The 23,733-nt window shown below is 73.9% G+C and carries 18 protein-coding genes; 9 read left to right on the forward strand and 9 right to left on the reverse strand.

Annotated features, from left to right (window positions below; all coding sequences use genetic code 11):
- Positions 1-89: 89 nt before the first annotated feature.
- The 4 genes from wecB to ACIPXM_RS28510 are packed head-to-tail and all read right to left on the reverse strand — an operon-like array spanning position 90 to position 4,486.
- On the reverse strand, positions 90-1,211 hold the full coding sequence (wecB, locus tag ACIPXM_RS28495) for a non-hydrolyzing UDP-N-acetylglucosamine 2-epimerase (protein WP_401661107.1): 1,122 nt from the start codon (positions 1,209-1,211) through the stop codon (positions 90-92).
- 4 nt (positions 1,212-1,215) lie between these two features.
- A complete protein-coding gene (locus ACIPXM_RS28500; protein WP_401661109.1) occupies positions 1,216-2,472 on the reverse strand; it encodes a nucleotide sugar dehydrogenase in 1,257 nt (418 codons plus the stop codon).
- The gene (locus ACIPXM_RS28505; RefSeq protein WP_401661112.1) at positions 2,472-3,263 is read right to left on the reverse strand and encodes a WecB/TagA/CpsF family glycosyltransferase; all 792 of its coding nucleotides are present in this window, start codon (positions 3,261-3,263) and stop codon (positions 2,472-2,474) included. The genes ACIPXM_RS28500 and ACIPXM_RS28505 overlap by 1 nt, the downstream gene beginning before the upstream one ends.
- The gene (locus tag ACIPXM_RS28510; protein ID WP_401661115.1) at positions 3,260-4,486 is read right to left on the reverse strand and encodes a hypothetical protein; all 1,227 of its coding nucleotides are present in this window, start codon (positions 4,484-4,486) and stop codon (positions 3,260-3,262) included. Before ACIPXM_RS28510 ends, ACIPXM_RS28505 begins: the two co-directional genes overlap by 4 nt.
- Before the next feature lie 617 nt (positions 4,487-5,103).
- On the opposite strand from ACIPXM_RS28510, the gene ACIPXM_RS28515 reads away from it, so the two are divergent.
- The 4 genes from ACIPXM_RS28515 to ACIPXM_RS28530 all read left to right on the forward strand — a co-directional run bounded on the left by ACIPXM_RS28515 (position 5,104) and on the right by ACIPXM_RS28530 (position 9,618).
- Positions 5,104-6,426 carry an MFS transporter gene (locus ACIPXM_RS28515; protein WP_401661117.1) on the forward strand — a complete coding sequence of 441 codons (1,323 nt, stop codon included), beginning with the start codon at positions 5,104-5,106 and terminating at the stop codon, positions 6,424-6,426.
- A gap of 14 nt (positions 6,427-6,440) precedes the next feature.
- Positions 6,441-7,469 (forward strand): TolB family protein, encoded by a 1,029-nt coding sequence (locus ACIPXM_RS28520; protein ID WP_401661441.1) that lies wholly within the window; start codon positions 6,441-6,443, stop codon positions 7,467-7,469.
- A gap of 210 nt (positions 7,470-7,679) precedes the next feature.
- On the forward strand, positions 7,680-7,883 hold the full coding sequence (locus tag ACIPXM_RS28525) for a cold-shock protein (protein WP_007502648.1): 204 nt from the start codon (positions 7,680-7,682) through the stop codon (positions 7,881-7,883).
- An 88-nt stretch (positions 7,884-7,971) separates the two neighbouring features.
- Complete coding sequence (locus ACIPXM_RS28530; RefSeq protein ID WP_401661120.1) at positions 7,972-9,618, forward strand: DEAD/DEAH box helicase; 1,647 nt, start codon at positions 7,972-7,974, stop codon at positions 9,616-9,618.
- A gap of 81 nt (positions 9,619-9,699) precedes the next feature.
- Here the strand turns inward: ACIPXM_RS28530 and ACIPXM_RS28535 are convergent, their stop codons facing one another.
- Both ACIPXM_RS28535 and ACIPXM_RS28540 read right to left on the reverse strand, forming a co-directional pair.
- Positions 9,700-10,170: a DedA family protein gene (locus ACIPXM_RS28535; protein ID WP_401661123.1), complete on the reverse strand. Its 471-nt coding sequence runs from the start codon at positions 10,168-10,170 to the stop codon at positions 9,700-9,702.
- A gap of 216 nt (positions 10,171-10,386) precedes the next feature.
- Entirely contained in the window at positions 10,387-10,803 is a 417-nt protein-coding gene (locus tag ACIPXM_RS28540; protein ID WP_401661126.1) for a YjbQ family protein, read from the reverse strand.
- A gap of 99 nt (positions 10,804-10,902) precedes the next feature.
- On the opposite strand from ACIPXM_RS28540, the gene ACIPXM_RS28545 reads away from it, so the two are divergent.
- The gene (locus tag ACIPXM_RS28545) at positions 10,903-12,015 is read left to right on the forward strand and encodes an FAD-dependent oxidoreductase (protein ID WP_401661129.1); all 1,113 of its coding nucleotides are present in this window, start codon (positions 10,903-10,905) and stop codon (positions 12,013-12,015) included.
- On the opposite strand, the gene mltG is transcribed toward ACIPXM_RS28545, so the two are convergent.
- Both mltG and ACIPXM_RS28555 read right to left on the reverse strand, forming a co-directional pair.
- Positions 11,978-12,847: an endolytic transglycosylase MltG gene (gene mltG, locus ACIPXM_RS28550; RefSeq protein WP_401661132.1), complete on the reverse strand. Its 870-nt coding sequence runs from the start codon at positions 12,845-12,847 to the stop codon at positions 11,978-11,980. The two genes, ACIPXM_RS28545 and mltG, sit on opposite strands and share 38 nt — an antisense overlap.
- Positions 12,848-13,170: 323 nt before the next feature.
- Positions 13,171-15,006 (reverse strand): ABC transporter ATP-binding protein, encoded by a 1,836-nt coding sequence (locus ACIPXM_RS28555; RefSeq protein WP_401661135.1) that lies wholly within the window; start codon positions 15,004-15,006, stop codon positions 13,171-13,173.
- A 232-nt stretch (positions 15,007-15,238) separates the two neighbouring features.
- Here ACIPXM_RS28555 and ACIPXM_RS28560 point away from each other — a divergent pair, with 232 nt between their 5' ends.
- Positions 15,239-15,709 (forward strand): MarR family winged helix-turn-helix transcriptional regulator, encoded by a 471-nt coding sequence (locus tag ACIPXM_RS28560; RefSeq protein WP_401661137.1) that lies wholly within the window; start codon positions 15,239-15,241, stop codon positions 15,707-15,709.
- 64 nt (positions 15,710-15,773) lie between these two features.
- Entirely contained in the window at positions 15,774-18,698 is a 2,925-nt protein-coding gene (locus ACIPXM_RS28565; RefSeq protein ID WP_401661139.1) for an FAD-binding and (Fe-S)-binding domain-containing protein, read from the forward strand.
- Positions 18,699-18,762: 64 nt separating this feature from the next.
- Here the strand turns inward: ACIPXM_RS28565 and ACIPXM_RS28570 are convergent, their stop codons facing one another.
- Positions 18,763-19,692: a hypothetical protein gene (locus ACIPXM_RS28570; RefSeq protein WP_401661141.1), complete on the reverse strand. Its 930-nt coding sequence runs from the start codon at positions 19,690-19,692 to the stop codon at positions 18,763-18,765.
- Positions 19,693-19,922: 230 nt separating this feature from the next.
- Here ACIPXM_RS28570 and ACIPXM_RS28575 point away from each other — a divergent pair, with 230 nt between their 5' ends.
- Positions 19,923-21,911, forward strand: a complete 1,989-nt coding sequence (locus ACIPXM_RS28575; protein WP_401661144.1) for an ABC transporter transmembrane domain-containing protein — start codon at positions 19,923-19,925, stop codon at positions 21,909-21,911.
- Positions 21,908-23,689, forward strand: a complete 1,782-nt coding sequence (locus tag ACIPXM_RS28580) for an ABC transporter ATP-binding protein (RefSeq protein ID WP_401661147.1) — start codon at positions 21,908-21,910, stop codon at positions 23,687-23,689. Before ACIPXM_RS28575 ends, ACIPXM_RS28580 begins: the two co-directional genes overlap by 4 nt.
- The last annotated feature ends 44 nt before the right edge of the window (positions 23,690-23,733 follow it).

Raw genomic sequence — 23,733 nt, forward strand, 5'->3', positions numbered from 1 at the left:
GAATAGGTGGGATCGCGCCAGGACGTGAGCCCTTCGCGATCACCACGTGCGGTGGTGAACGGCAGTTGACGGCAGCCGGTGCCGGTGGGTCAACGGTGGTCGGTGGGCCTCGGGCGGGTGGCCGCCGTGCCGCCGTCCAGGAGCACCCGGGCGATCCGCTCCCCCGCGTGCCCGTCCCAGAGTGCGGGGCGGCGCGGCGGCGGCGGGTGCTCCAGGAGCCGGAGGGCGGTGCGGACGATCCGCTCGGGGTCACGGCCGGCCAGGACGTTGGTGCCCTGTTCGACGGTGATCGGGCGTTCGGTGTTGTCCCGGAGGGTGACGCACGGCACCCCGAGGGCGGTGGTCTCCTCCTGGACGCCGCCGGAGTCGGTGAGCACGATCCTGGCCCCGGCCTGGAGCGCGATGAAGTCCAGGTATCCGGCGGGCGGGATCAGCCGGATGCCGCCGGGGACGCCGAGGGCGTCGATCCGGGCGGCGGCCCTCGGGTGCACGGGGAGCACCAGCGGGCAGTGTCCGGCGACCTCGCCGAGCGCCTTGAGGAGTCCGGCGAGGATCTCGGGGTCGTCGACGTTGGCGGGGCGGTGCAGGGTGACCAGGCCGTAGCCGCCGGGGGTGAGGCCGAGTCCGGCGAGGGTGCCGGAGTCCTTGGCGCGGTCCAGGTTGGCGAACAGCGTGTCGATCATGACGTTGCCGACCACGTGGATCTGGTCGGCGTGGTAGCCCTCGGCGCGCAGGTTGTCGGCGGCGTCGTCGGAGGGGGCGAGGAGGTAGTCGCTGACCCGGTCGGTGGCGAGCCGGTTGACCTCCTCCGGCATGGTCCAGTCGTGGCTGCGCAGGCCCGCCTCGACGTGCGCGAGCAGCGGTCCCGCCTTGGCGGTGACCAGGGCGCAGGCCAGGGTGGAGTTGACGTCGCCGACCACCACCACGACGTCCGGGGCGAGTTCGCCGACGAGCGGTTCGAAGGCGGCCATCACCTTGCCGGTCTGCACGGCGTGGCTGCCGGAGCCGACGCCGAGGAAGTGGTCCGGCGGGCGCAGTCCGAGGTCGTGGAAGAAGACGTCGTTCATGGCCGGGTCGTAGTGCTGGCCGGTGTGCACCAGGACGGTGTCGGCGCCCTGGGCCTCCAGGGCGTCCAACACGGGTTTGATCTTCATGTAGTTGGGGCGGGCGCCCGCGACGCACAGGATGCGCATGGGGGTGGTGGCGGCCATCGGGTTAGAGCACCTCGATCCGGGGACCGTCGAGCTTGCGGCGGCAGTCCAGGACGTAGTCGGCGTGGGCCTCGACCAGCGCGTAGTCGAAGGCGTCGTGGTCGGTGATGAGCACCACCGCGTCGGCGGCGGCGAGTTCGGCCTCGGTCAGTTCGACCCGGACGAGCCGGGTGTCGACCTGGTGGCCCTCGACCACGTGCGGGTCGGCGGCGCGGACCTCGGCGCCCATGTCGAGCAGCAGCTGGGAGATGCGCAGCGCGGGCGATTCGCGGGCGTCGCCGGTGTTCTTCTTGTAGGCGAGGCCGAGCAGCAGGATCCGGGAGCCGTTGACGGCCCGCTTGCGGGTGTTGAAGGCGCTGACCAGGCGGCGGGTGACGTAGTCGGGCATGTGGTTGTTGATGTCGTTGGCGAGCTCCACGAAGCGGAAGCTCTGGCCGAGTTCGCGCTGCACCCGCCAGGACAGGTAGGACGGGTCGATGGGCAGGCAGTGGCCGCCGACGCCGGGTCCGGGGGTGAAGCGCATGAAGCCGAAGGGCTTGCTGGAGGCGGCGTCGATGGCCTGCCACACGTCGATGTCGAGGTGCCGGGCGAACATCGCTATCTCGTTCACCAGGGCGATGTTGACGTGCCGGAAGGTGTTCTCCAGGAGTTTCGCGAGCTCGGCCTCCTTGGGCGAGCCGACCGGCACGGTGGTGTCGACGAGCCCGTCGTAGAAGGTCCGCACGGCCCGCAGCGACGCCTCGTCGACCCCGGAGACCACCTTGGGGGTCTCCTTGAAGCCCCACACCGGGTTGCCCGGGTCGATCCGCTCGGGGCTGTAGCCGAGGTGGAAGTCGGCTCCGGCGGTGAGGCCCGAGCCTTCCTCCAGGAGCGGGCCGAAGAGTTCCTGGGTGGTGCCGGGGTAGGTGGTGGACTCCAGGACGACGGTGGCGCCCGGCCGCAGATAGCGGGCCAGGGTGCGGGCCGACTCCTCGATGTAGCGCAGGTCGGGGGTGCCCTCGTGCAGCGGGGTGGGCACGGTGACCACGGCGATGTCGAAGCCGCCGAGGTCGCGCACCGCGTCACTGGCCCGGTAGTGCCCGGACTCGGTGACGGCGCGGATGCGTTCGCCGGTGACGTCCTCGACGTACGACTCCCCGGCGGCGAGGCTCTTGACCCGCTCGGCGTCCACGTCGTACCCGATGACCTCGTGGCCGGTCTCGGCGGCCCGGACGGCGAGCGGCAGCCCGACGTAGCCCTGTCCAACGACGACGACGCGCATCAAGACTCCCTGCTCGCGGTGGACGGGTGGCCGCCGGCGGTGGCCATCGGCGGGGTACGGCGCAGCAGCTCCCGGCCCGTCATCAGGGCGAAGGAGACATTGGTGGTGAGGTAGCGGCGGCCGAGCCTGCGCGGTTCCTGGAGGGCGCGGTAGAGCCATTCCAGGCCGAGCCGCTGCCAGCGCTCGGGGGCGCGCCGGGTGATCCCGGCGAGGATGTCGAAGGAGCCGCCGACGCCGTGCACGAGGGCGACCTTCGAGCGTTCCCCGTAGCCCGCGGTGAAGATCTCCTTCTTCGGCGAGGTCATGCCGAGGAAGAGCAGGTCGGCGCCGCTGGCGGCGATGGCGTCGGCGATGGCGGGCTGCTCGTCGTCTGCGAAGTAGCCGTTGCGGGCGCCCGCGACGCGCAGGCCGGGGAAGCGGACGGCGACGCGGCGGAGCATCTCGTCCAGGACCGGCTGCTTGGCGCCGAGGAAGTAGACGGAGTGGCCGGCCTGTTCGGAGGCGGCGAGCAGCCGCATGAACAGGTCGATCCCGGCGACCCGTTCGGGCAGCGGGCGGCGCAGCAGCTTCCCGGCCCAGACCACGGCCTGGCCGTCGGCGAGCACCAGGTCGCAGCCGGAGACGGCCCGCGCGAGGGCGGGGTCGCGGCGCATGTTGACCAGCTTGGCGGCGTTGACGACGCCTATCTCCAGGCGTTCGCCCTGCCGGACGGCGGCCAGGCAGCGGTCGACCGTCTGGTCCATGGTGAGGGCGTCGAGGGTCACCCCGAACAGATTCTGACGTGTCGTCATCTCTCCGCGCCCTCCCCCTCGTCGGCGCTCTCGTTCGCGCCCGCGTCGGCGTCCGCCCCGGTGGCGGTCCCGGTGAGGGTGCCGAGCCAGGCGTGCAGCATCCAGCCGAACTCGTACGGCCGGCACTCCCGGTCCACGGCGGTCGGCCGGAACACGGCGTCCAGCGGGCCGAGCCGGAGCCCCGGCACCAGCCGGGTGCCGATGCCACGGGCGGCGCGCACGGCCTTCTTCGGGTCGCCGCGGTACACCTTGCGCCAGGTCACCCCGAGCTCGTCGAGGATCATCGGCTCGGCCGCGCCCGCGGCGGCGAGCTCGGGCACCTCGGTCATCCAGCGCAGGCCGCGCCTGACCGGCTCGCCGAAGTCGGTGCCGCCCGCCTCGGCGAGGTCGAGCAGCGCGGTGGGGGCCATCGCGTGCTGGTGCACGCTGTAGACCGGGTAGCCCTCGACGAGGGTGCCGCGGCGGGCGTCGTAGTGCCACCACCACTGGCCGCCGTCGCCCTGGAGGGCGCAGATCCGGGTGGCGCAGGCGTCGGCGGCGGCCAGCGCGGCCGGGTCGTCGCCGCTCGCGTGGGTACGGGCCAGGGCCTGCAGCGGGTACGTCTGGTCGGCGAAGCAGCCGATGTGCGCCCGGTACCAGGGGTTCAGGCCGGGCCCGGTGGCGTGCGGGAACAGCGGTCCGCCGCCGATCCGGGCGGCGAGCAGCCGGTCGCGGGCGGCGGCGAGCCGCTGCTCCACGTCGAGCTGGGGGCGGGCGGCGGCGAGCGCGGACAGCACCCAGGCGGCCTCGACGGTGTACTGGGGGCGGCCCGGCGGGTCGAGCACGGCGACCCGGTCGAGGGCGTCGGAGAGCTTGGGGTGGCGGGTCTCGGCGGCGGCCCAGGCGATCAGGGCGGCGTCGCCGAGGTTGCGCACCCCGGGCAGCCGCTCGACGAGCAGCCCGGTGAACTCCTCGGCGGTGTGGCCGCCGAGCACCGCGCGCTGCCGGTCCAGGGGCAGGAAGCGGGCGCCGAGTGCGGTGATCGCCGCGTACCGGACGCTGAATCCGCGCTGCTCAAGGGGCCAACCGCCGTCGGCGGATGGCCGGTCGGCGGCGGTGGCGCGGGTGAAGACGAAGCCGGTCCCGTCGGCCAGGAGCATCCGCGGGAGTCCCCGCTCGGCCACGTCGAGCAGCCGGGCGGCGAGGTCGTGCAGCGGCCGGTCCGCCGCGGCGAGTGCCGTCATCCGTGAACTGCGTGGAATGTCGGGTGTGTTGGCAGGACGATCGGACACACCCACCCCCCTCGGGTCGGTTCCCGGACCAGGTCGGCTGGTCCGGATCGGGCTGGCTGAACGGCCCGTTGTCGGCGGGCCGTTGTGGTGCGAGGTGTCAGCTGTCGGATGCGGGGCGTCGGACGTGCGGGGGGGTGGGCGCGCGGACGTGTCCGCCCGGTGGATCCCCTGTCCACGGGCGCACTTGAGCGCGGTCGGGCCCGGTCGCAGGGCCTCGGACATGACGAACGGCACACCTGAGCATGCCGATGAAGACAGTCGGCTTCGAGACGACGTCGCCTCGGCCTCCCGCCGGTGGAACCCCCCACTGACACCCCCTGGGCACAGCGCGAACGTTGTGCTCAACTCGCAGCGTACAACGGGAAGATAGGCGCACAACACGGTGACGATGGCGCCTTTCGCGGAATTGGTGGCAAGCGGACGCGAAGCCGTCCCGATCCCGTCGTTCCGACGTCGTCCGGGGGTTACAGTGACCTCGCGATCTTCCGCTCCGAAGCATCCGCCGGGTCCGACGCGTGCCGCGCGTCCGACCCAGTTGCGCCCGTTTCCGCAGCAGTTGGGGTCTTCACGTGTACCTCGCCGACCGCTCCTCACCGCACGGGACGACCGCCACGACCGCCGACCGCGTCCGCGGCACGGTCCGGGCGGTGTCCCCCACCGTGCTCGCGCTCGGCACGGTCAGCCTCATCACCGACGTCTCGACCGAGATGGTCACCGCGGTCCTGCCGCTCTACCTGGTCCTCGGCCTCGGCATGAGTCCACTGGGGTTCGGGATGCTCGACGGGGTGCAGAACGGGGTCAGCGCCCTGGTGCAGCTCACCGGCGGCCATCTCGCCGACCGGGTGCGCAACCACAAGCTGGTGGCGGGCGTCGGCTACGGCCTGGCCGCGCTGGTCAAACCGCTGCTCCTGGTGCACAACCTGGGCGCGCTCGGCACCGCGCTCGCCCTGGACCGGGTGGGCAAGGGCCTGCGCACCGCCCCGCGCGACGCGCTGATCTCGCTGTCCGCGCCGCCGGACCGGCAGGGGCGGGCGTTCGGGGTGCACCGGGCGATGGACACCACCGGGGCGCTGCTCGGCCCGATGGCCGCCTTCCTGATCCTCGGGGTGGCGGCCGGGGGGTACGACGCGGTGTTCGCGGTCAGCGCCTGCGTGGCCGCGCTCGGGGTGCTCGTCCTGTTCCTGTTCGTACCGGGCGGGCGCCAGGCGGCTCCGGCCCCGGTCCCGGTCCCGGCGCCGCGCGCGACGGACGCGCAGGGCGCGGAAGGGACGGCGGCCGCGGCCGGTCCCGCGAAGACGGATCTGCGGGCGGCCTTCGGCCTGCTGCGCGCCCGGCGGCTCCGGCTGCTCTTCGTCTGCGCTGTGCTGCTCGGCCTCACCACGGTCAGCGACGCGTTCCTGTACCTGCTGGTGCAGCGGCGCACCGGCGTCGACGAGCAGCTGTTCCCGCTGCTCCCGCTCGGCACCGCCACCGTCTTCCTGCTGCTCGCGCTGCCGCTCGGCCGCCTCGCCGACCGGATCGGGCGCCGCACCGTGTTCCTCGCCGGGCACGCCTGTCTGCTCCTCGGCTACGCCCTGCTCCTGTGGGCCCCGGCCACCCCCGCGCTGCCGTACCTCGTACTGCTCCTGCACGGCACCTTCTACGCCGCCACCGACGGGGTGCTGCCCGCGGCCGTCGGCGCGGTGGTGCCGGAGCGGCTGCGGGCCAGCGGCATCGCCCTGGTGGGCACCGGCCAGGCGCTCGCCCGGTTCTGCTGTTCGCTGGCCTTCGGCGCCGCGTGGGCCGCGTGGGGCGACGGCCCCGCGCTCGCCGCGGCCGCCGCCGGTCTCGCCTGCTGCGCCCTCGCGGCGGGTGTCGCCCTGCGCCCCACGCCCCTCGGAGACCCGCGTTGAGCCCGTTCACCACCCTGACCCCGGTGCGCCGTCTGCTGATCCTCGCCGTCGGCGTGCTGCTGCTCGGCGGCGTCGGCGCCTGGTCGGTGCTGTCCGCCGCCGACCGGGCCGACGAGGAGAACCGGCCGCGGCCGGGCGGTCCCGCGTTCGCCGCCGGGGCGGTGGACCTCGACCGGCCGGGGCGGCTGGTGTTCCGCAACACCGCGGCGGGACCGCAGCGCGACCGGCTGGTGTCGGTCCCGGCGAAGGGCGCGACGGGCGCCGTCCGGACCGCGTCCGACGTGAGCTGCGTCCGCTTCCACGCGGCCGCCGGGACCGGGGTGTGCCTCCAGGAGACGAAGGTCCTCGGCCGCCCGGCGTACCGCGCGCAGATCCTCGACGCGGAGCTGCGGACCCTGAAGAGCTATCCGCTCGCCGGGATCCCGAGCCGGGCCCGGGTCTCCCCCAGCGGCCGGCTGGCCGCCTGGACGGTGTTCGTGAAGGGCGAGTCGTACGGCTCCGCCTTCTTCTCCACCCGCACGGCGATCCTCGACACCCGGGACTGGAAGCTGGCCGCGAACCTGGAGGAGTTCGCGATCACCCTGGACGGCCGGTCGTACCGGAACCAGGACGTCAATTTCTGGGGCGTGACCTTCGCGCCGGACGACGACACCTTCTACGCCACCCTGGCCACCGGCGAGCAGACGTACCTGGTGCGCGGCTCGGTCAGGGCCCGCAGCGTGACCACGCTCGCCCGGAACGTCGAGTGCCCTTCGCTGTCCCCGGACGGGACCCGCGTCGCGTACAAGAAGCGGGTCCTGGGCAGGACCGCGCTCTGGCGCGAGCACGTGATGGACCTGCGCACGCTGAAGTCCACCCCGCTCACGGAACGCCGTAGCGTCGACGATCAGGCCGTCTGGCTGGACGACCGCACCCTGGCGTACGCGCTGCCCGCGGACACCCGGCCCCACTCGGAGGACGTCTGGACGGTGCCCGCCGACGGCACCGGCGCCCCGGCCCTCCTCCTCCAGGACGCCCAGGCGCCGCCGCCCGCGAAGCGCTGACGCCCACCGACCGCCGACCGACCGCCCGGCGCTGACCTTCCGCGACCGTCCGTGACCTTCAGCGAGCGCCGACCGCCTCAGTGTGCTACGCTGATCAAGTTGCAGTTGTGGTACCCATGAACCTATGTGCGCCTGACGGATTGCTCATCAGGCGCACTTTTGTTTTCCGGCATCTCCGGATGGGGCCTCTGCCTACAAAAGGAGTTTGCAATGGCGCAGGGAACCGTGAAGTGGTTCAACTCGGAAAAGGGCTTCGGCTTCATCGAGCAGGACGGCGGCGGCCCGGACGTCTTCGCCCACTACTCGAACATCGCCACCCAGGGCTTCCGTGAGCTCCAGGAGGGCCAGCGGGTCTCCTTCGACGTCACGCAGGGCCAGAAGGGCCCGCAGGCGGAGAACATCGTCCCCGCCTGATCGCCGGGACGCGTATCCACTCACCGGGGTTCGCACCGTCATGGTGCGGACCCCGGTTTGCGCTGTTTTGAGGAAGGCTGTCCACCGAATGTCCCGCAGGCCCCAGAAGCCCCAGAAATCGAATCGTCGCGCCTCGTCGTCCGCCCCCACCGCGTCGTCGCCCCGGGAATTCCGGCTGCCCGAGACCAGGACGCCCGCACTCCCCGCCATCGAGGAGTTCGAGGGCATGGACCTGCCCGCGGCACTGCTCAAGACCCTCACGGCGCAAGGTGTCACGACCCCGTTCCCCATCCAGGCCGCGACGCTGCCGAACTCGATCGCGGGGCGCGACCTGCTCGGCCGCGGCCGCACCGGTTCCGGCAAGACCCTCGCCTTCGGCCTGGCGCTGCTCGCCCGTACGGCGGGCAAGCGGGCCGCCGCCAAGGCGCCGCTCGCGCTCGTCCTGGTCCCCACCCGGGAGCTCGCCCAGCAGGTGACCGACGCGCTGGCCCCGTACGCCACCGCCGTGCACCTGCGGATGGCGACCGTCGTCGGCGGTCTCTCCCTGAACAAGCAGGCGAACACCATGGCGCGCGGCGCCGAGGTCCTGGTGGCGACCCCCGGCCGGCTGAACGACCTGGTGGAGCGCGGTGACGTGCGACTCGACGACGTCGCCATCACCGTCCTCGACGAGGCCGACCAGATGACCGACATGGGCTTCCTGCCGCAGGTCACCAAGCTGATCCGGCAGGCGCGTCCGGACGGCCAGCGGATGCTGTTCTCGGCCACCCTGGACGCCAACGTCGACCGCCTGGTGCGGGACTTCCTCAGCGACCCCGTCGTGCACTCCGTCGACCCGTCCGCGGGTGCGGTGACCACGATGGAGCACCATGTGCTGCACGTCCTGGACGTGACCGACAAGCGCGAGGTCACCACCCGGATCGCGGCCCGCGACGGCCGGGTCATCCTCTTCCTCGACACCAAGCGGGCCGCCGACCGGCTCGCCAAACGACTGCTCTCGGTCGGCGTCCGCGCCGCCGCGCTGCACGGCGGGCGCAGCCAGCCGCAGCGCAATCGGACCCTGGAGCAGTTCAAGAACGGCCAGGTCACGGCCCTGGTCGCGACGAACGTCGCGGCCCGTGGCATACACGTCGACGACCTCGACCTGGTCGTGAACGTCGACCCGCCGACCGACCACAAGGACTACCTGCACCGCGGCGGCCGCACCGCCCGGGCCGGCAGCTCCGGCAGCGTGGTCACCCTGGTCCTGCCCGAGCAGAAGCGCGAGGTCACCCGGCTGATGTCGGACGCGGGCATCAGCCCCCGTACCGCCCGGGTGAAGTCGACCGACGCCGAGCTGACCAGCCTGACCGGCGCCCGCGAGCCCTCCGGCGTGCCGGTGGTCATCGACGTCCCGCAGCCGCAGCCGCAGGCGAAGGAGCCGGGCAAGCGCCCGAACCGTCGCCGCAGGAGCGGTGGCGGCGGTACGGGCACGGGCGCGGAGCAGTCCTCCGGTACGGGCGCGGGCTCGGCCCGCCGTCGCCGTCCGGGCGGTTCCGGCGCGGCCGGTGCCGGCACCGCGGCGGGCTCCGCGGCGACGGGCGGCAACCGCGGTTCCGGCCGTCGGACGGCCACCGGCGGCGGCGGCGCGGCGAGCGGCGGGGGCCGGGCGCGCGGCGCGGGCGCCGGTTCCGGTGCGGGCTCCGCGGGCGGCGCGGGCCGCCGGGGCGGCGGCCGCCGCAACCCGGCGAACTGACCCGACACGCAGACGCGAAGAGGACGGCCCACGACGGATGTCGTGGGCCGTCCTCTTCGTGCGTGTGCTGTGCCTGCGCGCTCAGCTCTCGGCGGGCTCGGCGGCGGCGCCCCGGCGCCTGCGGTACACCACGACGGCGGCGACGGCGAGCACGAGGACGACGACCGCCGTCACGCCGTACGCCGTCCGCTGGGCGAACAGGTCCCCGATCATCTTCAGGACGCCGATGCCGACGGTCGCGTAGACCAGGGCCCAGGCGGCGCCGCCGATGAAGAGGGCGGGGAGGTAGCGGGTCAGCGGCATCCGCATGGTGCCCGCGAGGAAGTTGGCGGCGGTCTGGAAGCCGACGGTCAGGAACGAGACGGCCACCACGGGGGCGCCCCAGCGCTGGATGGCCCGCTCGACGCGCTGGAACTTCTCCGACGAGATCCGCCCGCCGAGCCTGCTGCGCCGGGCTCCCGCACCGGCGAGCCAGCCGACGGCGAAGGTCCCGCCCGCGCGGAGCAGCACGATGACGTACAGCGTGAGGGCGGTGAGCGCGACCTTACCCACGTCGCCCCGCCCCGGACGCCGGTCCGGCGCCCTTCCCTCGCCTCGCCCCGCGGCGGGCACCAGCCCGGTCTGTGTCACTCACTTGTGGTCTGCCTCTGCCCGTTCCGTCGTCTGCGCGCCCACCCGACTGAGGCCACCCTAACCGAACGCGCTTACGGTGTATGCGGCCGATGGGCCCTCGTCCACCTCCAGAAGTACCCAGGAAAGCCCGGCGGGCTACCCGAGGAAGCTGAGCCGCACCTCGCGCCGCGGGTTGTCCTTGTTGGTGTCGACCAGGCAGACCGACTGCCAGGTCCCGAGCACCAGGCGGCCGCCCAGGACCGGCAGGGTGGCGTGCGGGGGGACGATCGCCGGGAGGACGTGGTCGCGGCCGTGGCCCGGGGAGCCGTGGCGGTGCTGCCAGCGGTCGTCGGCGGGGAGCAGGTGGTGGAGGGCGGCGAGGAGGTCGTCGTCGCTGCCCGCGCCGGTCTCCAGGACCGCGAGTCCGGCGGTGGCGTGCGGCACGAACAGGTTGAGCAGGCCGTCGCGGTCCTCGGCCGCGCGGGCCAGGAACTCCTCGCAGTGCCGGGTGAGGTCGGTGACGGTCTCGGTGGAGCCGGTGGTGAGGCTGAGCACGGTGCTGGTGAAGGCCATGGGGCCATCCTGCCGCGCCCGCCACCCGGCCGCCCGGCCGCGCCGCGCGGGCCGCGCGGGCCCGGGAAGATCCCGGCGGGCGGCGCGGTTGGTGGAATCGTGAACGAATTCGGGGCGCGTGCGGCGCGGGACATCGACGTGGTGGTCATCGGGGCCGGGCAGGCCGGGCTCTCCGCCGCCTATCACCTGCGGCGGCTGGGGTACCTGCCGGACCGGGACGTGGTGGTGCTCGACCACGCGCCGCGGCCGGGTGGCGCGTGGCAGTTCCGGTGGCCGTCGCTCACGTACGGGAAGGTGCACGGGATGCACGCGCTGCCCGGGAAGGAACTGGTGGGGGCCGATCCGGGGCGGCCGTCGGCGGAGGTGATCGGGGAGTACTTCGCCGACTACGAGGAGACCTTCGAACTGCGGGTGCACCGGCCGGTGGAGGTCACCGCGGTGCGGGAGGGACCGGAGGGTCCGACGGGGCGGCTGCTCGTGGAGACGTCCGAGGGGGTGTACGCCGCCCGTGCGGTGGTCAACGCCACCGGGACCTGGGACCGGCCCTTCTGGCCTCGGTATCCCGGGCAGGAGACGTTCCGGGGGCGGCAGCTGCACACCGCCCGCTATCCGGGGCCCGAGGCGTTCGCCGGGCAGCGGGTGATCGTCGTCGGCGGCGGGGCGTCGGGGACCCAGCACCTGATGGAGATCGCCGAGGTCGCCGCCGCGACCACCTGGGTCACCCGGCGCGAACCGGTGTTCCGCGAGGGCCCGTTCGGCGAGGTCGAGGGGCGGGCCGCGGTCGCGCTGGTGGAGGAGCGGGTACGGCAGGGGCTGCCGCCGCGCAGTGTGGTGTCGGTGACCGGGCTGCCGCTGAACGACGCCGTGCGCGCCGCGCGTGCCAGTGGGGTGCTCGACCGGCTGCCGATGTTCGACCGGATCACCCCGACCGGGGTGGCCTGGGACGACGGGCGGACCGTCGACGCCGACGTGATCCTGTGGGCGACCGGTTTCCGCGCGGCGATCGACCACCTCGCGCCGCTGCGGCTGCGCGAGCCCGGCGGTGGCATCCGGGTCGAGGGCACCAGGGCGGTCCAGGACCCCCGGGTCCATCTCGTCGGGTACGGGCCTTCGGCCTCGACCATCGGCGCCAACCGGGCCGGGCGGGCCGCCGCCGGGGAGATCCGGCGGCTGCTCAGGAGCGCCCGGCCGCAGCCCGTCGCAGTTCGTTGAAGTCGGCGACGTTCGCCTGGTGCTCGGTGTAGTCCGCGGTGAAGCGGGTGTCGCCGTGCCGGACGGTGACGAAGTAGAGCCAGTCGCCCTTGGCGGGGGCGACGGCCGCGCCCATCGCCTGGTCGCCGGGGTTGCCGATGGGTGACGGGGGCAGGCCGCGCCGCTCGTAGGTGTTGTAGGGGCTGTCGATGCGGGTGTCCTGGTGGGTGGTGTCGACGGTGTCGCGGCCCAGGGCGTAGTTGATGGTGGAGTCCATCTGCAGCGGCATGCCCTGGGCGAGCCGGTTGTAGACGACCCGGGCCACCCGGCTCATGTCCTCGGGGGTGTCGGCCTCGGCCTGGACGATGCTGGCGACGATGACCAGCTGGTGGAGGCTGAGGCCGTGGCCGCGCGCGCCCTCGGCGATGGTCCGGCCGCCGAAGCGCTTGCCCGCGGTGTCGACCATGTAGCGGAGCAGGCTCTGCGGGGTGCTGGCCTTCGTGACCGGGTAGGTGGCGGGGAAGAGGTAGCCCTCGGGGTTGCCCGCGGCGGCGGCGGGCAGCGGCAGGCCGGTGGCGGGGGCTCCGGCGGCCTTGCGGGTGGTGCCGGCGGGCAGTCCGAGGGAGCGGTCGACGGCCGCGTACACCTCGCCGCCGCGCCAGCCCTCCGGGATGAGCAGGGTGCGCTGTTTCTCGGGCGCGGGCCGGTCGGCGTCCTGGCCGAGCAGCAGCAGGGGCACGGTGACGGCGGTGGCGACGGTGAGCAGGGCGCCCGCGAGCAGGACGATCCTGCCGCGTCGGGTGAGCCGGGAGCGGCGGCGCGGTGGCGCGGGCCGCCAGGTCCGGTGCGTCATGGGCGCACGCTAACCCGGGTCCTGCCCGAAATCGGGGAGCCGCACAGGCGGTGTACGCACGGCAGGCGTACGCACGGCGGCGCCGCCGGTCCCCTGGGACGGGGGACCCGCGGCGCCGCTTTCCTGCTGTGGCGGGTGGGTCAGACGAGCCAGCCCAGGAAGTGGAGGACGCCGGCGAGCAGGTTGGTGACGATGTTCATGGTGGTGCTTCTCCTCATGCGGTACGTGCTGTGGGACGTGCGCGATCGCGGTCTGCAGCCCTTCGTTCGCGCTCCGTAAGCATCCGTCTCCGTACGGGAGTTGGGCAATGGATTCCGGAACGATCACACGTTCTGGGGAACAACCGCTCCCACGTTCGCGTGTTCGTCCCGGCGGACCAGGGCGGCGTACCGCCCGTCCTGGTCGAGCAGCTCCTGGTGGGTGCCGCGCTCGGCGATCCGGCCGGCATCGAGGACCACGATCTGGTCGGCGTCGCGGACGGTGGAGAGCCGGTGGGCGATGGTGATGGTGGTGCGTCCGGCGGAGAGGGCGTCGATGGCCTGCTGGACGGCGTGTTCGGTCCGGGTGTCGAGCGCGCTGGTGGCCTCGTCGAGGATGAGCACCGGCGGGTCGCGCAGGATGGTGCGGGCGATGGCGAGGCGCTGCTTCTCGCCGCCCGAGAAGCGGTAGCCGCGCTCGCCGACGAGGGTGTCGTAGCCGTCGGGCAGCGAGGCGATGTGGTCGTGGATCTGGGCGGCGCGGGCGGCGGCCTCGATCTCCTGGTCGGTGGCGTCGGGCTTGGCGAAGCGCAGGTTGTCGGCGACGGAGGCGTGGAACAGGTAGGTCTCCTGGGAGACCACGCCGACGGCCCGGGCGAGGCTGTCGAAGTCGAGGTCGCGGACGTCGGTCCCGTCGAGCAGCACCCGGCCCTCGGTGACGTCGTAGAGCCGGGGCACCAGATAGCTGAGGGTGGACTTGCCGGAGCCGGTGGGGCCGACCACGGCGAGGCTGCCGCCGGCCGGGACGGTGAGGTCGACGGCGTCGAGGGTGGGGCGGTCCTGGCCCTCGGGGTCGTACCGGAAGGTGACCTTCTCGAAGGTGACCTCGCCGGCCGCCCGGGGCAGCCGGACCGGCTCGTCGGGTTCGGTGATGTCGACGGGCAGGTCGAGGTATTCGAAGATGCGCTGGAACAGCGCGAGCGAGGTCTGGATCTGGACGCCGGTCGACAGCAGGCTCACGGTGGGCCGGAACAGGCCCTGCTGGAGCGAGACGAAGGCGACCAGGGTGCCGAGCGAGATCGCCGGGCCGCCGGACTGCTGGGCGAGTCCGGCCGCCCAGTAGAGCAGCGCGGGCATGGCGGCCATGACGATGCCGATGGTGGACATCCGCCAGCGCCCGGCCATGTTGGAGCGCACTTCGAGGTCGACGAGCCGCTCGGACTCCTCGGCGAAGGACTTCGTCAGCGAGTCGGCGCGGCCCATGGTGCGGCCGAGCAGGATGCCGCTGACCGAGAGCGATTCGGTGACGGTGGCGGCCATGGTGGCCATCTGCTTCTGGCGGCGGGTGGTGATCGCCTTGCGCTCGCGGCCGACCCGGCGGCTGATCGCGACGAAGACCGGCAGGAGCAGCAGCGAGACCACGGTGAGCCGCCAGTCCAGCGCCAGCATGGCGACGACGGTGGCGATCACGGCGGTGAGGTTGGAGACCAGGGAGGTGGCGGTGGAGGTGACCGTCGCCTGCATGCCGCCGATGTCGTTGGCGATCCGGGACTGGACCTCGCCGGTGCGGGTGCGGGTGAAGAAGGCCAGCGGCATGCGCTGGAGCTGGGCGTAGACCGCGGTGCGCAGGTCGTGCATGACGCGCTGGCCGACGGTGGTGGAGATGAGGGTCTGGAGCACGCCGAAGACCCCGGAGACCACGGCGGTGACGATCATGCCGAGCGCGAGCAGGCTGAGCAGCCCGGTGCGCCCCTGCGGGATCGCGGTGTCGAGGATCTCCCGGAGGAGGAAGGGCGAGGCGACTGAGACCAGCGAGGAGGCGGCCACGAGCAGGCCGACCACCGCGAGCCGCCCCCGGTAGGGGCGGAAGAGCCCGAGGATGCGCCGCAGCTGGGCGGGCTCCTGGGGGCTTCTGGAGTCACGGGCGGGAGGTGTCCAGGTGGACTCGTCGTGCGGACGCATGTGCCTCCTAGAGGCGTGAGGGGATGGGACGGGGGCCCTGGGGCCCCTATGAAGGCCGTGCGGGGCCCGGCCGGAACGTCGTGGCCGGGACCTCGCGGCCTGGAAGATCGTGGCCTGGAGGTCCGGGGAGCCGGGGCGGGCGCCGGACAGGGCGCGCCACGATCGGCTCCATCGGAGCATAGCTCATTGTTACCTATACTCACAATGAACATGGTCCTGATATTGTTCCCGCATGAGCACCCCGGCCGCCCCCGCATTTCCCGGTACGCCCGACCCCGACGGCCTCCTCGCCGAACAGCTGCTCCGGCTGACCCGCCGCCTGCACCGCATCCAGAAGCACCATCTGGAGCCGGTCGGCATCACCCCGGCGCAGTCCCGGCTGCTGCGCACGGTGGCGCACCACCCCGAGCCGCCCCGGATGGCCGATCTGGCGGCCCGGCTGGAGGTCGTCCCGCGCGCCGTCACCAGCCTCGTGGACGCCCTGGAGGAGTCCGGGCGGGTGCGCCGGGTGCCCGATCCGACCAACCGCCGGGTGGTCCGCGTCGAGCTCACCGACGCCGGGCGCGACACGCTGAGGGAGCTGCGCAGCGCGCGCCGCGCGGCCGCAGAGGACATCCTTGCCCCACTGACCGTCGCACAGCGCGAGGTGCTCGGCGACCTGTTGTCCGCCCTGGTCGACCAGGGGGTGGAGCGCGGCTGCTGACCCCCGGCGGCCGGTCCCGGCGGCCGGTCGCGGGGCGGGCTCGCGCCGGAGGGGAGCGCTCGCCATGCCCGTACTCGAACCGAATCCGCAGGCCCTGCGCGCCGGTACGAAGCGGACGGGGGCGCCCGACCGGCTGCCGGATCTGCAGGCCCGCGGCACCCCCAAGCATCTGCGTGAGGAGCTGGTGGCGCTGCTCGGCCCGGAGAAGGTCCTCTCCGGCGTCTCCGACCTGGTGCGCTACGCCTCCGACGCCAGCCCCTACCGCTTCATGCCGCAGGTGGTCGTGGTGGCCGAGGACATCGACGACGTGTCCGCCGTCCTGTCGTACGCGCACGGCAAGGGCCGCGAGGTGGTGTTCCGGGCCGCCGGGACCAGCCTCAACGGGCAGGCGCAGGGCGAGGACATCCTGGTCGACGTGCGCCGCCACTGGGTGGGCGTGGAGGTCCTCGACGGGGGCGCCCGGGCCAGGATCCGGCCCGGCACCACGGTGGTGCGGGCCAACGCGGCGCTCGCGCCGTACGGCCGGGTGCTCGGCCCCGACCCGGCGAGCGCCATCGCCTGCACCCTCGGCGGGGTGGTCGCCAACAACGCCTCGGGAATGACCGCGGGCACCACCCGCAACTCCTACCGCACGCTCGCCTCGCTCACCTTCGTGCTGCCCAGCGGCACCGTCGTCGACACCGCCGACCCGGCGGCCGACGAGGAGCTGGCGCGCGCCGAGCCCCGGCTGTGCGCCGGGCTGCTCGGCATCAAGGCCGAGATCGAGGCGGACCCGGAGCTGACCGCGCGGATCCGCGCCAAGTACGCCATCAAGAACACCAACGGCTACCGGCTCGACGCCTTCCTCGACGGGGCCACCCCGGTGGAGATCCTGCGCGGTCTGATGGTGGGCTCCGAAGGCACCTTCGGCTTCATCGCGGAGACCGTCTTCGACACCCTGCCGCTCGACCGGAAGGTCTCCACCGCGCTGCTCTTCTTCCCCTCGCTGCCCGCCGCCGCGGCCGCCGTGCCCCGCTTCAACGAGGCGGGCGCGCTCGCCGTCGAGCTGATGGACGGCAACACCCTGCGCGCCTCGGTGAGCGTGCCCGGGGTGCCCGCCGACTGGGCGGAGCTGCCCAAGGAGACGGCGGCGCTGCTCGTGGAGTTCCGGGCGCCGGACGAGGCCGGGCAGGAGGCGTACGAGGCGGCCGCCGCGGGCGTCCTCGCGGAGCTCGACCTGGTCGCCCCGGTGGCCTCGGCCGACAACACGTTCACCCGCGACCAGCGGACCATCGCCGGGTACTGGAAGGCCCGCAAGGCGTTCGTGACGGCGGTCGGCGGCTCCCGTCCGTCCGGCACCACCCTGATCACCGAGGACTTCGCGGTGCCGCCGGAGCGGCTCGCCGACGCCTGCGCCGAACTCCTCGAACTCCAGGACCGGCACGGCTTCGACGCGGCCGTCGCCGGGCACGCCGCCCACGGCAACCTGCACTTCCTGCTGGCCTTCGACGCCGCCGACCCGGCCGACGTCGAGCGCTACGCGCGCTTCATGGACGCCTTCTGCAAGCTGACCGTGGAACGCTTCGACGGCGCCCTGAAGGCCGAACACGCCACCGGCCGCAACATCGCGCCCTTCCTGGAGCTCGAATGGGGCCCCAAGGCGACCGGACTGATGTGGCGCACCAAGGAGATCATCGACCCGGACGGGGTGCTCGCACCCCGGATCGTCCTGGACCGCGACCCGCAGGCGCATCTGCGCGGCCTGAAGACCATCCCGGCGGTGGAGCCGATCGCCGACCCGTGCATCGAGTGCGGCTTCTGCGAACCCACCTGCCCCAGCCACGACCTGACCACCACCCCGCGCCAACGGATCGTGCTGCGCCGGGAGATGATGCGGCAGGCCGACGGATCCCCGGTGGAGACCGGGCTCCTGGAGGCGTACGGGTACGACGCCGTCGACACCTGCGCCGGTGACTCCACCTGCAAGCTGGCCTGCCCGGTCGGCATCGACACCGGCGCCCTGATGAAGGAGTTCCGGCACGCACGGCACTCACCGCGCGAGGAGCGGATCGCCGCGCGGGCCGCGAAGGACTTCCGGGCCGTGGAGGCCGCCGCACGGCTCGCGGTGGCGGCCGCGAGCCGGCTGGGCGACGGCTTCCTGGAGTCGGTGACCGGCCTGGCCCGCAAGGCGGTGCGGCCCGACCTGGTGCCGGAGTGGCTGCCGCAGATCCCCGGCGCGGGCCCGCGGCGGCTCCCCCGCACCCACCGTCCGGCCGCCGTCGCCGTCTACTACCCGGCCTGCGTCAACCGCATCTTCGGCAATCCGGCCGGGACGGCCGGGCCCTCGCTGCCGGAGGCGGTGGTGGCGCTGTCGGCGCGGGCCGGGCGGCCGGTGTGGATCCCGGACGACGTGGCGGGCACCTGCTGCGCCACCATCTGGCACTCCAAGGGCTATGTGAGCGGCAACGAGGTGATGGCCAACCGGATCGTGGAGGCCGCCTGGGGCTGGACGGCCGGCGGGCGGCTGCCGCTGGTGGTCGACGCCTCCTCGTGCACGCTCGGCATCGCCGACGAGGTGGTGCCGTACCTCACCGCCGACAACCGGGAGCTGCACGGGGAACTGACCGTCGTCGACTCGCTGGTGTGGGCCGCCGACGAACTGCTCCCCCGGCTCGACGTGCGCCGCAAGGTCGGCTCCGCGGTGGTCCATCCGACCTGCTCGATGCGGCACCTGGGCGACGAGGACAAGCTGACCGAGCTGGCCGGGGCGTGCGCGGAGGAGGTCGTGGTGCCGCTCGACGCGGGCTGCTGCGCGTTCGCGGGCGACCGGGGGATGCTGCATCCGGAGCTGACCGCCTCGGCGACGGCCCGGGAGGCGGCGGAGGTCACCGCCCGGCCCTTCGACGCGCATCTGTCGGCGAACCGGATGTGCGAGGTGGGCATGGACCGGGCCACCGGGCGCTCGTACCACTCGGCACTGCTGGCGCTGGAACGGGCGACCCGGCCTTAGGGGGTCCCTTTCGGATCAGGCCGGGGGCAGGGGGCGTCGCCGGTCCCCGCCCCCGGTCCGTGGGTCAGCGCTGGCGCTGCCAGGTCACCGGGACCCGCACCTCGACGCCGCCGTTGCCGCCGGGGCCGCCGTAGGTGAGGTAGCCGCCGAGGCCGGTCACGGTGGTGTTCCAGCAGTCGACGGAGTTGACGGTGATCTCCGGCATCTTCAGCGCGAGGCCGTCGACGACCGGCCGGAAGGTCTCCAGACCGTCCTGCCGCAGCTCCACCGGCACCGGGCGCGCGGTGCTCCAGGCACCGCCGGTGGCGGCGAACCGGGTGACGATCCGGTCGTCGACCCAGCTGTCGCCGACGGCCTTCGCGGTGAACCGCAGCTCGACCAGCGTCGCCTTGTTCCCGGTCGGCAGGGTGCCGGCCGGGACCAGCGCGAGGAAGGTGCCGTTCACCGGCCGGTTGTCGGTCCAGGACCAGCAGGACTGACCGGACGGCGGCTGCGGTCCTGGCGAGGGCTGCGCGGTCGGCTCCGGGGTGGGCTCATCGGTCGGCACGGGCGGATCGGTCGGTCCCGTCGAAGGACCGCCGATCACTCCGCCGCTGACGGCGCCGCCGCCCGGGCCGCTGGGCGAGGGCACGGGGGTCGGCGTCGGCGACGAACCGCCCGCCGCGCCGCCGCTGCCGCTGCCGCTGACCGTCTCCCCCGAGGTCCCCCCGGACGTCACACCGACCGTGCCGCCGCCGTCGGCTCCGGCGTCGGCTCCGCCGACCTCGCCGCCGGTGGTCTCACCGCCGCCGATGCCGCCCTCCGACACGCCCACGGTGTCCTCGGCCGTGGCCGCCGCCACGCCGAACCCCGGCCCCTGCCCGGCGAGCCCGGTCCCGGCCGCGACGAGCACCGCCGCCGTCACCAGGCCCGCGCCCGCCACCACCAGGGAGGTGCGGCGCACCCGCGAACGCCCCGCCCCGGACTCCATGGACTCGCTGCTTCTGCTCGACACTCGTGTCCCCTCCTCGTGTCCTGACGCCACCGCCACGGTCATGTGTTCGAGCGGTGGCGGAACGGTGATCGTCTCAGGGAAAGCGCCGGTCGGGAGGGTGTTCGCGAAAGCCGGCCGGTGGGCCCCGCACGGAAAACCGGTTGCCGTCGGACGGCGTACGGAGCGAGCCTTGACCGGTTCGAGATGTCAGGGGACCGGCCGACGACGGCGGGTCCGGAGCTTGGGGCGCCATGCAGATTCGCGATCTACCGTATGCCGACCCAGGAGTGCCGGATGTCCGCTCAGGCTCCCGGTTCCTCCTCTGGCTCGGCCGCAACCAGCTCGGCGGACAGCTGAAATGTCTGCTCTGGGGCCTGCTGCTGCAGTTCGGCATCGCCGGGCTGCCGCTCGGCGTGGGCCTCGCCGTCCAGGCGGTCGTGGACCGTGACGGCGGCCGCCTCGGCCTCGGCATCGGGGTCCTCGCGGGCTGCGGACTGGCCATCGCGATCGGCGACCTGATGGTCCACCGGGTCGCCGTCACCAACTGGATCACCGCCGCCGCCCGCGTCCAGCAACTGCTCTCGCGCAAGACCGCCGAGCTCGGCGCGGTGCTGACCCGCCGGGTCGCGGCCGGTGAGGTGGTGGCCGTGTCAACCGGCGACGTCGAGAAGATCGGCTGGTTCGTCGAGGCGGCCTCCCGGTTCGCGGCGTCCGCCGTGGCGCTGGTCGCGGTCTGTGTGGGCCTGGTGCTCTACCAGCCCGACCTCGGCTGGGTGGTGGCCGTCGCCGCGCCCGTCCTGGCGCTCGCCGCGCTGCCGCTGCTGCCGCGCGCCACCAAGCGCGCCGACGAGCAGCGCGCGAAGGCGGGCCGGGCCACCGAGCTGGCCTCCGACACCGTCGCGGGCCTGCGGGTGCTGCGCGGCATCGGCGGCGAGGAGCTGTTCCTCGGCCGCTACCGGACCGCCTCCCAGGAGGTCCGCGAGGCCGCCGTGCACAGCGCCCGGATGTGGGCGCTGATCGCCGCGATCCAGGTGCTCCTTCCCGGTCTGCTGCTCGTCACCGTGGTGGTGTACGGGGCGCACCTGGCCCTCGACGGCCGGATCTCGGTCGGTGAACTCGTCACCGTGTACGGCGCGGTGGCGCTGACGAACCATCCGCTGCGCACCTTCGAGGAGATCGCCATGGCGTACTCCTTCTCGAAGCCTTCCGCGCGCCGCGCGGCCCGGGTGCTGAGCCTGTCCCGGACCACCGTGCCGGTCGGGGAGACGGCCGCGCGCACGGAGCCTGCCGGGCCGGACCTCGCGCCGCCGAGCGGTGACCTGTACGACCCGGTGACCGAGGTGCGGGCCCCGGCGGGGCTGTTCACCGCCGTGGTGTGCGGGGACCCGGACCTGGCCGGGCGGCTCGCGGACCGGTTCGGCGGGCATCCGGCGGAGCCGGACGAGGCGCACGCCTCGGTGCTGCTCGGCGGGGTGGCCCTGGACGGGCTGCCGCTCGGCACGGCCCGTACGGCCGTCCTGGTCCAGGACAAGGACCCGGTGCTGCTGTCCGGCACCCTGCGGCAGCTGCTCGACGTGCCCTCCTCCGGGAAGGTCCCGGCCGAGGACGCGCTGGCGGCCGCCCAGTGCGACGACGTCCTGGACGCGCTCGCGCAGGCGAGCGTGGGCACCGAGGGCGACCCGATGCGGACCCGGATCACCGAGCGCGGGCGGTCGCTGTCCGGCGGCCAGCGCCAGCGCCTCGCCCTTGCCCGTTCCCTGGTCACCGACCCGGAGGTGCTGGTACTCGACGAGCCGACCTCGGCGGTCGACTCGCACACCGAGGCCCGGGTCGCCGCCGGGATCAAGCGGCTCCGGGCGGGCCGCACCACCGTGGTGCTCGCCTCGTCGCCGCTGCTGCTCGACCTCGCCGACCGGGTCGTCCTGGTCGAGGGCGGCAGCGCGGTCGCCGTCGGCACCCACCGGGCGCTGCTGGCCGACGAGCCGCGCTACCGGGCGGTGGTGACCCGCGAGACCGAGCCCGAGTCCGGCGCGGACCCCGAGCACGGCACGGGCCCCGAGCACGGCACGGGCCCCGAGGACGGCACGGGCCCCGAGGACGGCACGGGCCCCGAGGACGGCACGGGCCCCGAGGACGGCACGGGCCCCGAGGACGGCACCGGGACCGCTCCCCGCACCCCGGCCGCGCTCGACGCCGAACTGCGGCACCTGGAAGAACAGCTCGAAGGAGAATCGGCATGATCGGCGTGGCGCCACCCGCGTACGACCCGGCGGCACCCCGGTCCGCGACCACCCTGCCGGTGGGCACGGCGGCCACCGTCAAGGCGTACGTCAGGGAGCTCCTGAGCCGCCACCGGCGGGCCTTCGTGGCCCTGGTCGCGGTCAACGCGATCGCCGTGGTCGCTTCGATGGCCGGGCCCTATCTGCTCGGCTCGGTCGTCGACGACCTGACCGCCGGGGCCCGCGAGCTCCATCTGGAACGCACGGCGGCGCTGTTCGCCGTCGCGCTGCTGGTCCAGACGCTGTTCACCCGGATGGTACGGCTGCGCGGCGCGGCGCTCGGCGAGGAGATGCTGGCCGATCTGCGCGAGGACTTCCTGGTGCGGTCGGTGGCGCTGCCGCCGGGCGTCCTGGAGCGGGCCGGGACCGGCGATCTGCTCTCCCGGATCACCACCGACATCGACCGGCTCGCCAACGCCATGCGCGAGGCCGTGCCGCAGCTGGTGATCGGCGTGGTCTGGGCGGGGCTGCTGATCGCGGGCATCGCGATCACCGCTCCCCCGCTGGCGCTCGCTCTGGTGGTCGCCGCCCCGCTGCTGATCGTCGGCTGCCGCTGGTACTTCCGGCGCGCCCCGGCCGCCTACCGTTCGGAGGCCGCCGGGTACGCGGCGGTCGCCGCCGTCCTCGCGGAGACCGTCGACGCGGGCCGCACGGTCGAGGCGCACCGGCTCGGCGCGGGCCGGATCGAGCTGTCGAACCGGCGGATCAAGGAGTGGACGGCCTGGGAGCGCTACACGCTGTTCCTGCGCTCGGTGCTGTTCCCGGTGGTCACCTTCACCCACACCCTGGTGATCACGGCGTTGCTGCTCATCGGCGGTGTGTTCGTCTTCCAGGGCTGGCTGGACATCGGGCAGCTGACCACCGGGGCGCTGCTCGCGCAGATGCTGGTGGACCCGATCGGGATCATCCTGCGCTGGTACGACGAGCTCCAGGTCGCCCAGGTGTCGCTGGCCCGGCTGGTCGGCGTCCGGGAGATCGAGCCGGAGGCGGGCGACGGGGCGGTGCGGCCCGAGGGCCGGACGGTCCGCGCCGACGAGGTGCGGTTCGGCTACCGGGCGGGCGTCGACGTACTGCACCGGGTGTCGCTCGACGTGGCGCCCGGCACCCGGCTGGCCCTGGTCGGCCCGTCCGGCGCGGGCAAGTCGACCCTCGGGCGGCTGCTCGCGGGCATCTACGCGCCGCGCACCGGCTCGGTCACCCTCGGCGCGGCCGAGCTGGCCGAGATGCCCGCCGAGCGGGTCCGCGAGCATGTGGCCCTGGTGAACCAGGAGCACCATGTGTTCGTCGGCAGCCTCCGCGACAATCTGCGGCTGGCCCGGGCGGGCGCCGAGGACGCCGAGCTGTGGACGGCGCTCGCGGCGGTCGACGCCGAGGGCTGGGCGCGCGGGCTCGACGAGGGCCTGGACACCGAGGTCGGCTCGGGCGGGCAGGCGCTCACCCCGGCGCAGGCCCAGCAGGTGGCCCTTGCCCGGCTCGTCCTGGCCGACCCGCACACCCTGGTCCTGGACGAGGCGACGTCGCTGCTCGACCCGCGCGCGGCCCGGCACCTGGAGCGCTCGCTGGCCCGGGTCCTGGACGGGCGCACGGTGGTGGCGATCGCGCACCGGCTGCACACCGCGCACGACGCCGATCTGATCGCGGTCGTCGAGCAGGGCCGGATCAGCGAGCTGGGCAGCCACGACGAGCTGGTCGCGGCGGACGGCGCCTACGCGGCCCTGTGGCGCTCCTGGCACGGTTAGGCCGCCCGTACGCGAAGGGGCCGCCCCGGATCGACCGGGGCGGC

The sequence above is a fragment of the Streptomyces sp. NPDC090025 genome (assembly GCF_044748125.1).
Lineage (GTDB): Bacteria > Actinomycetota > Actinomycetes > Streptomycetales > Streptomycetaceae > Streptomyces.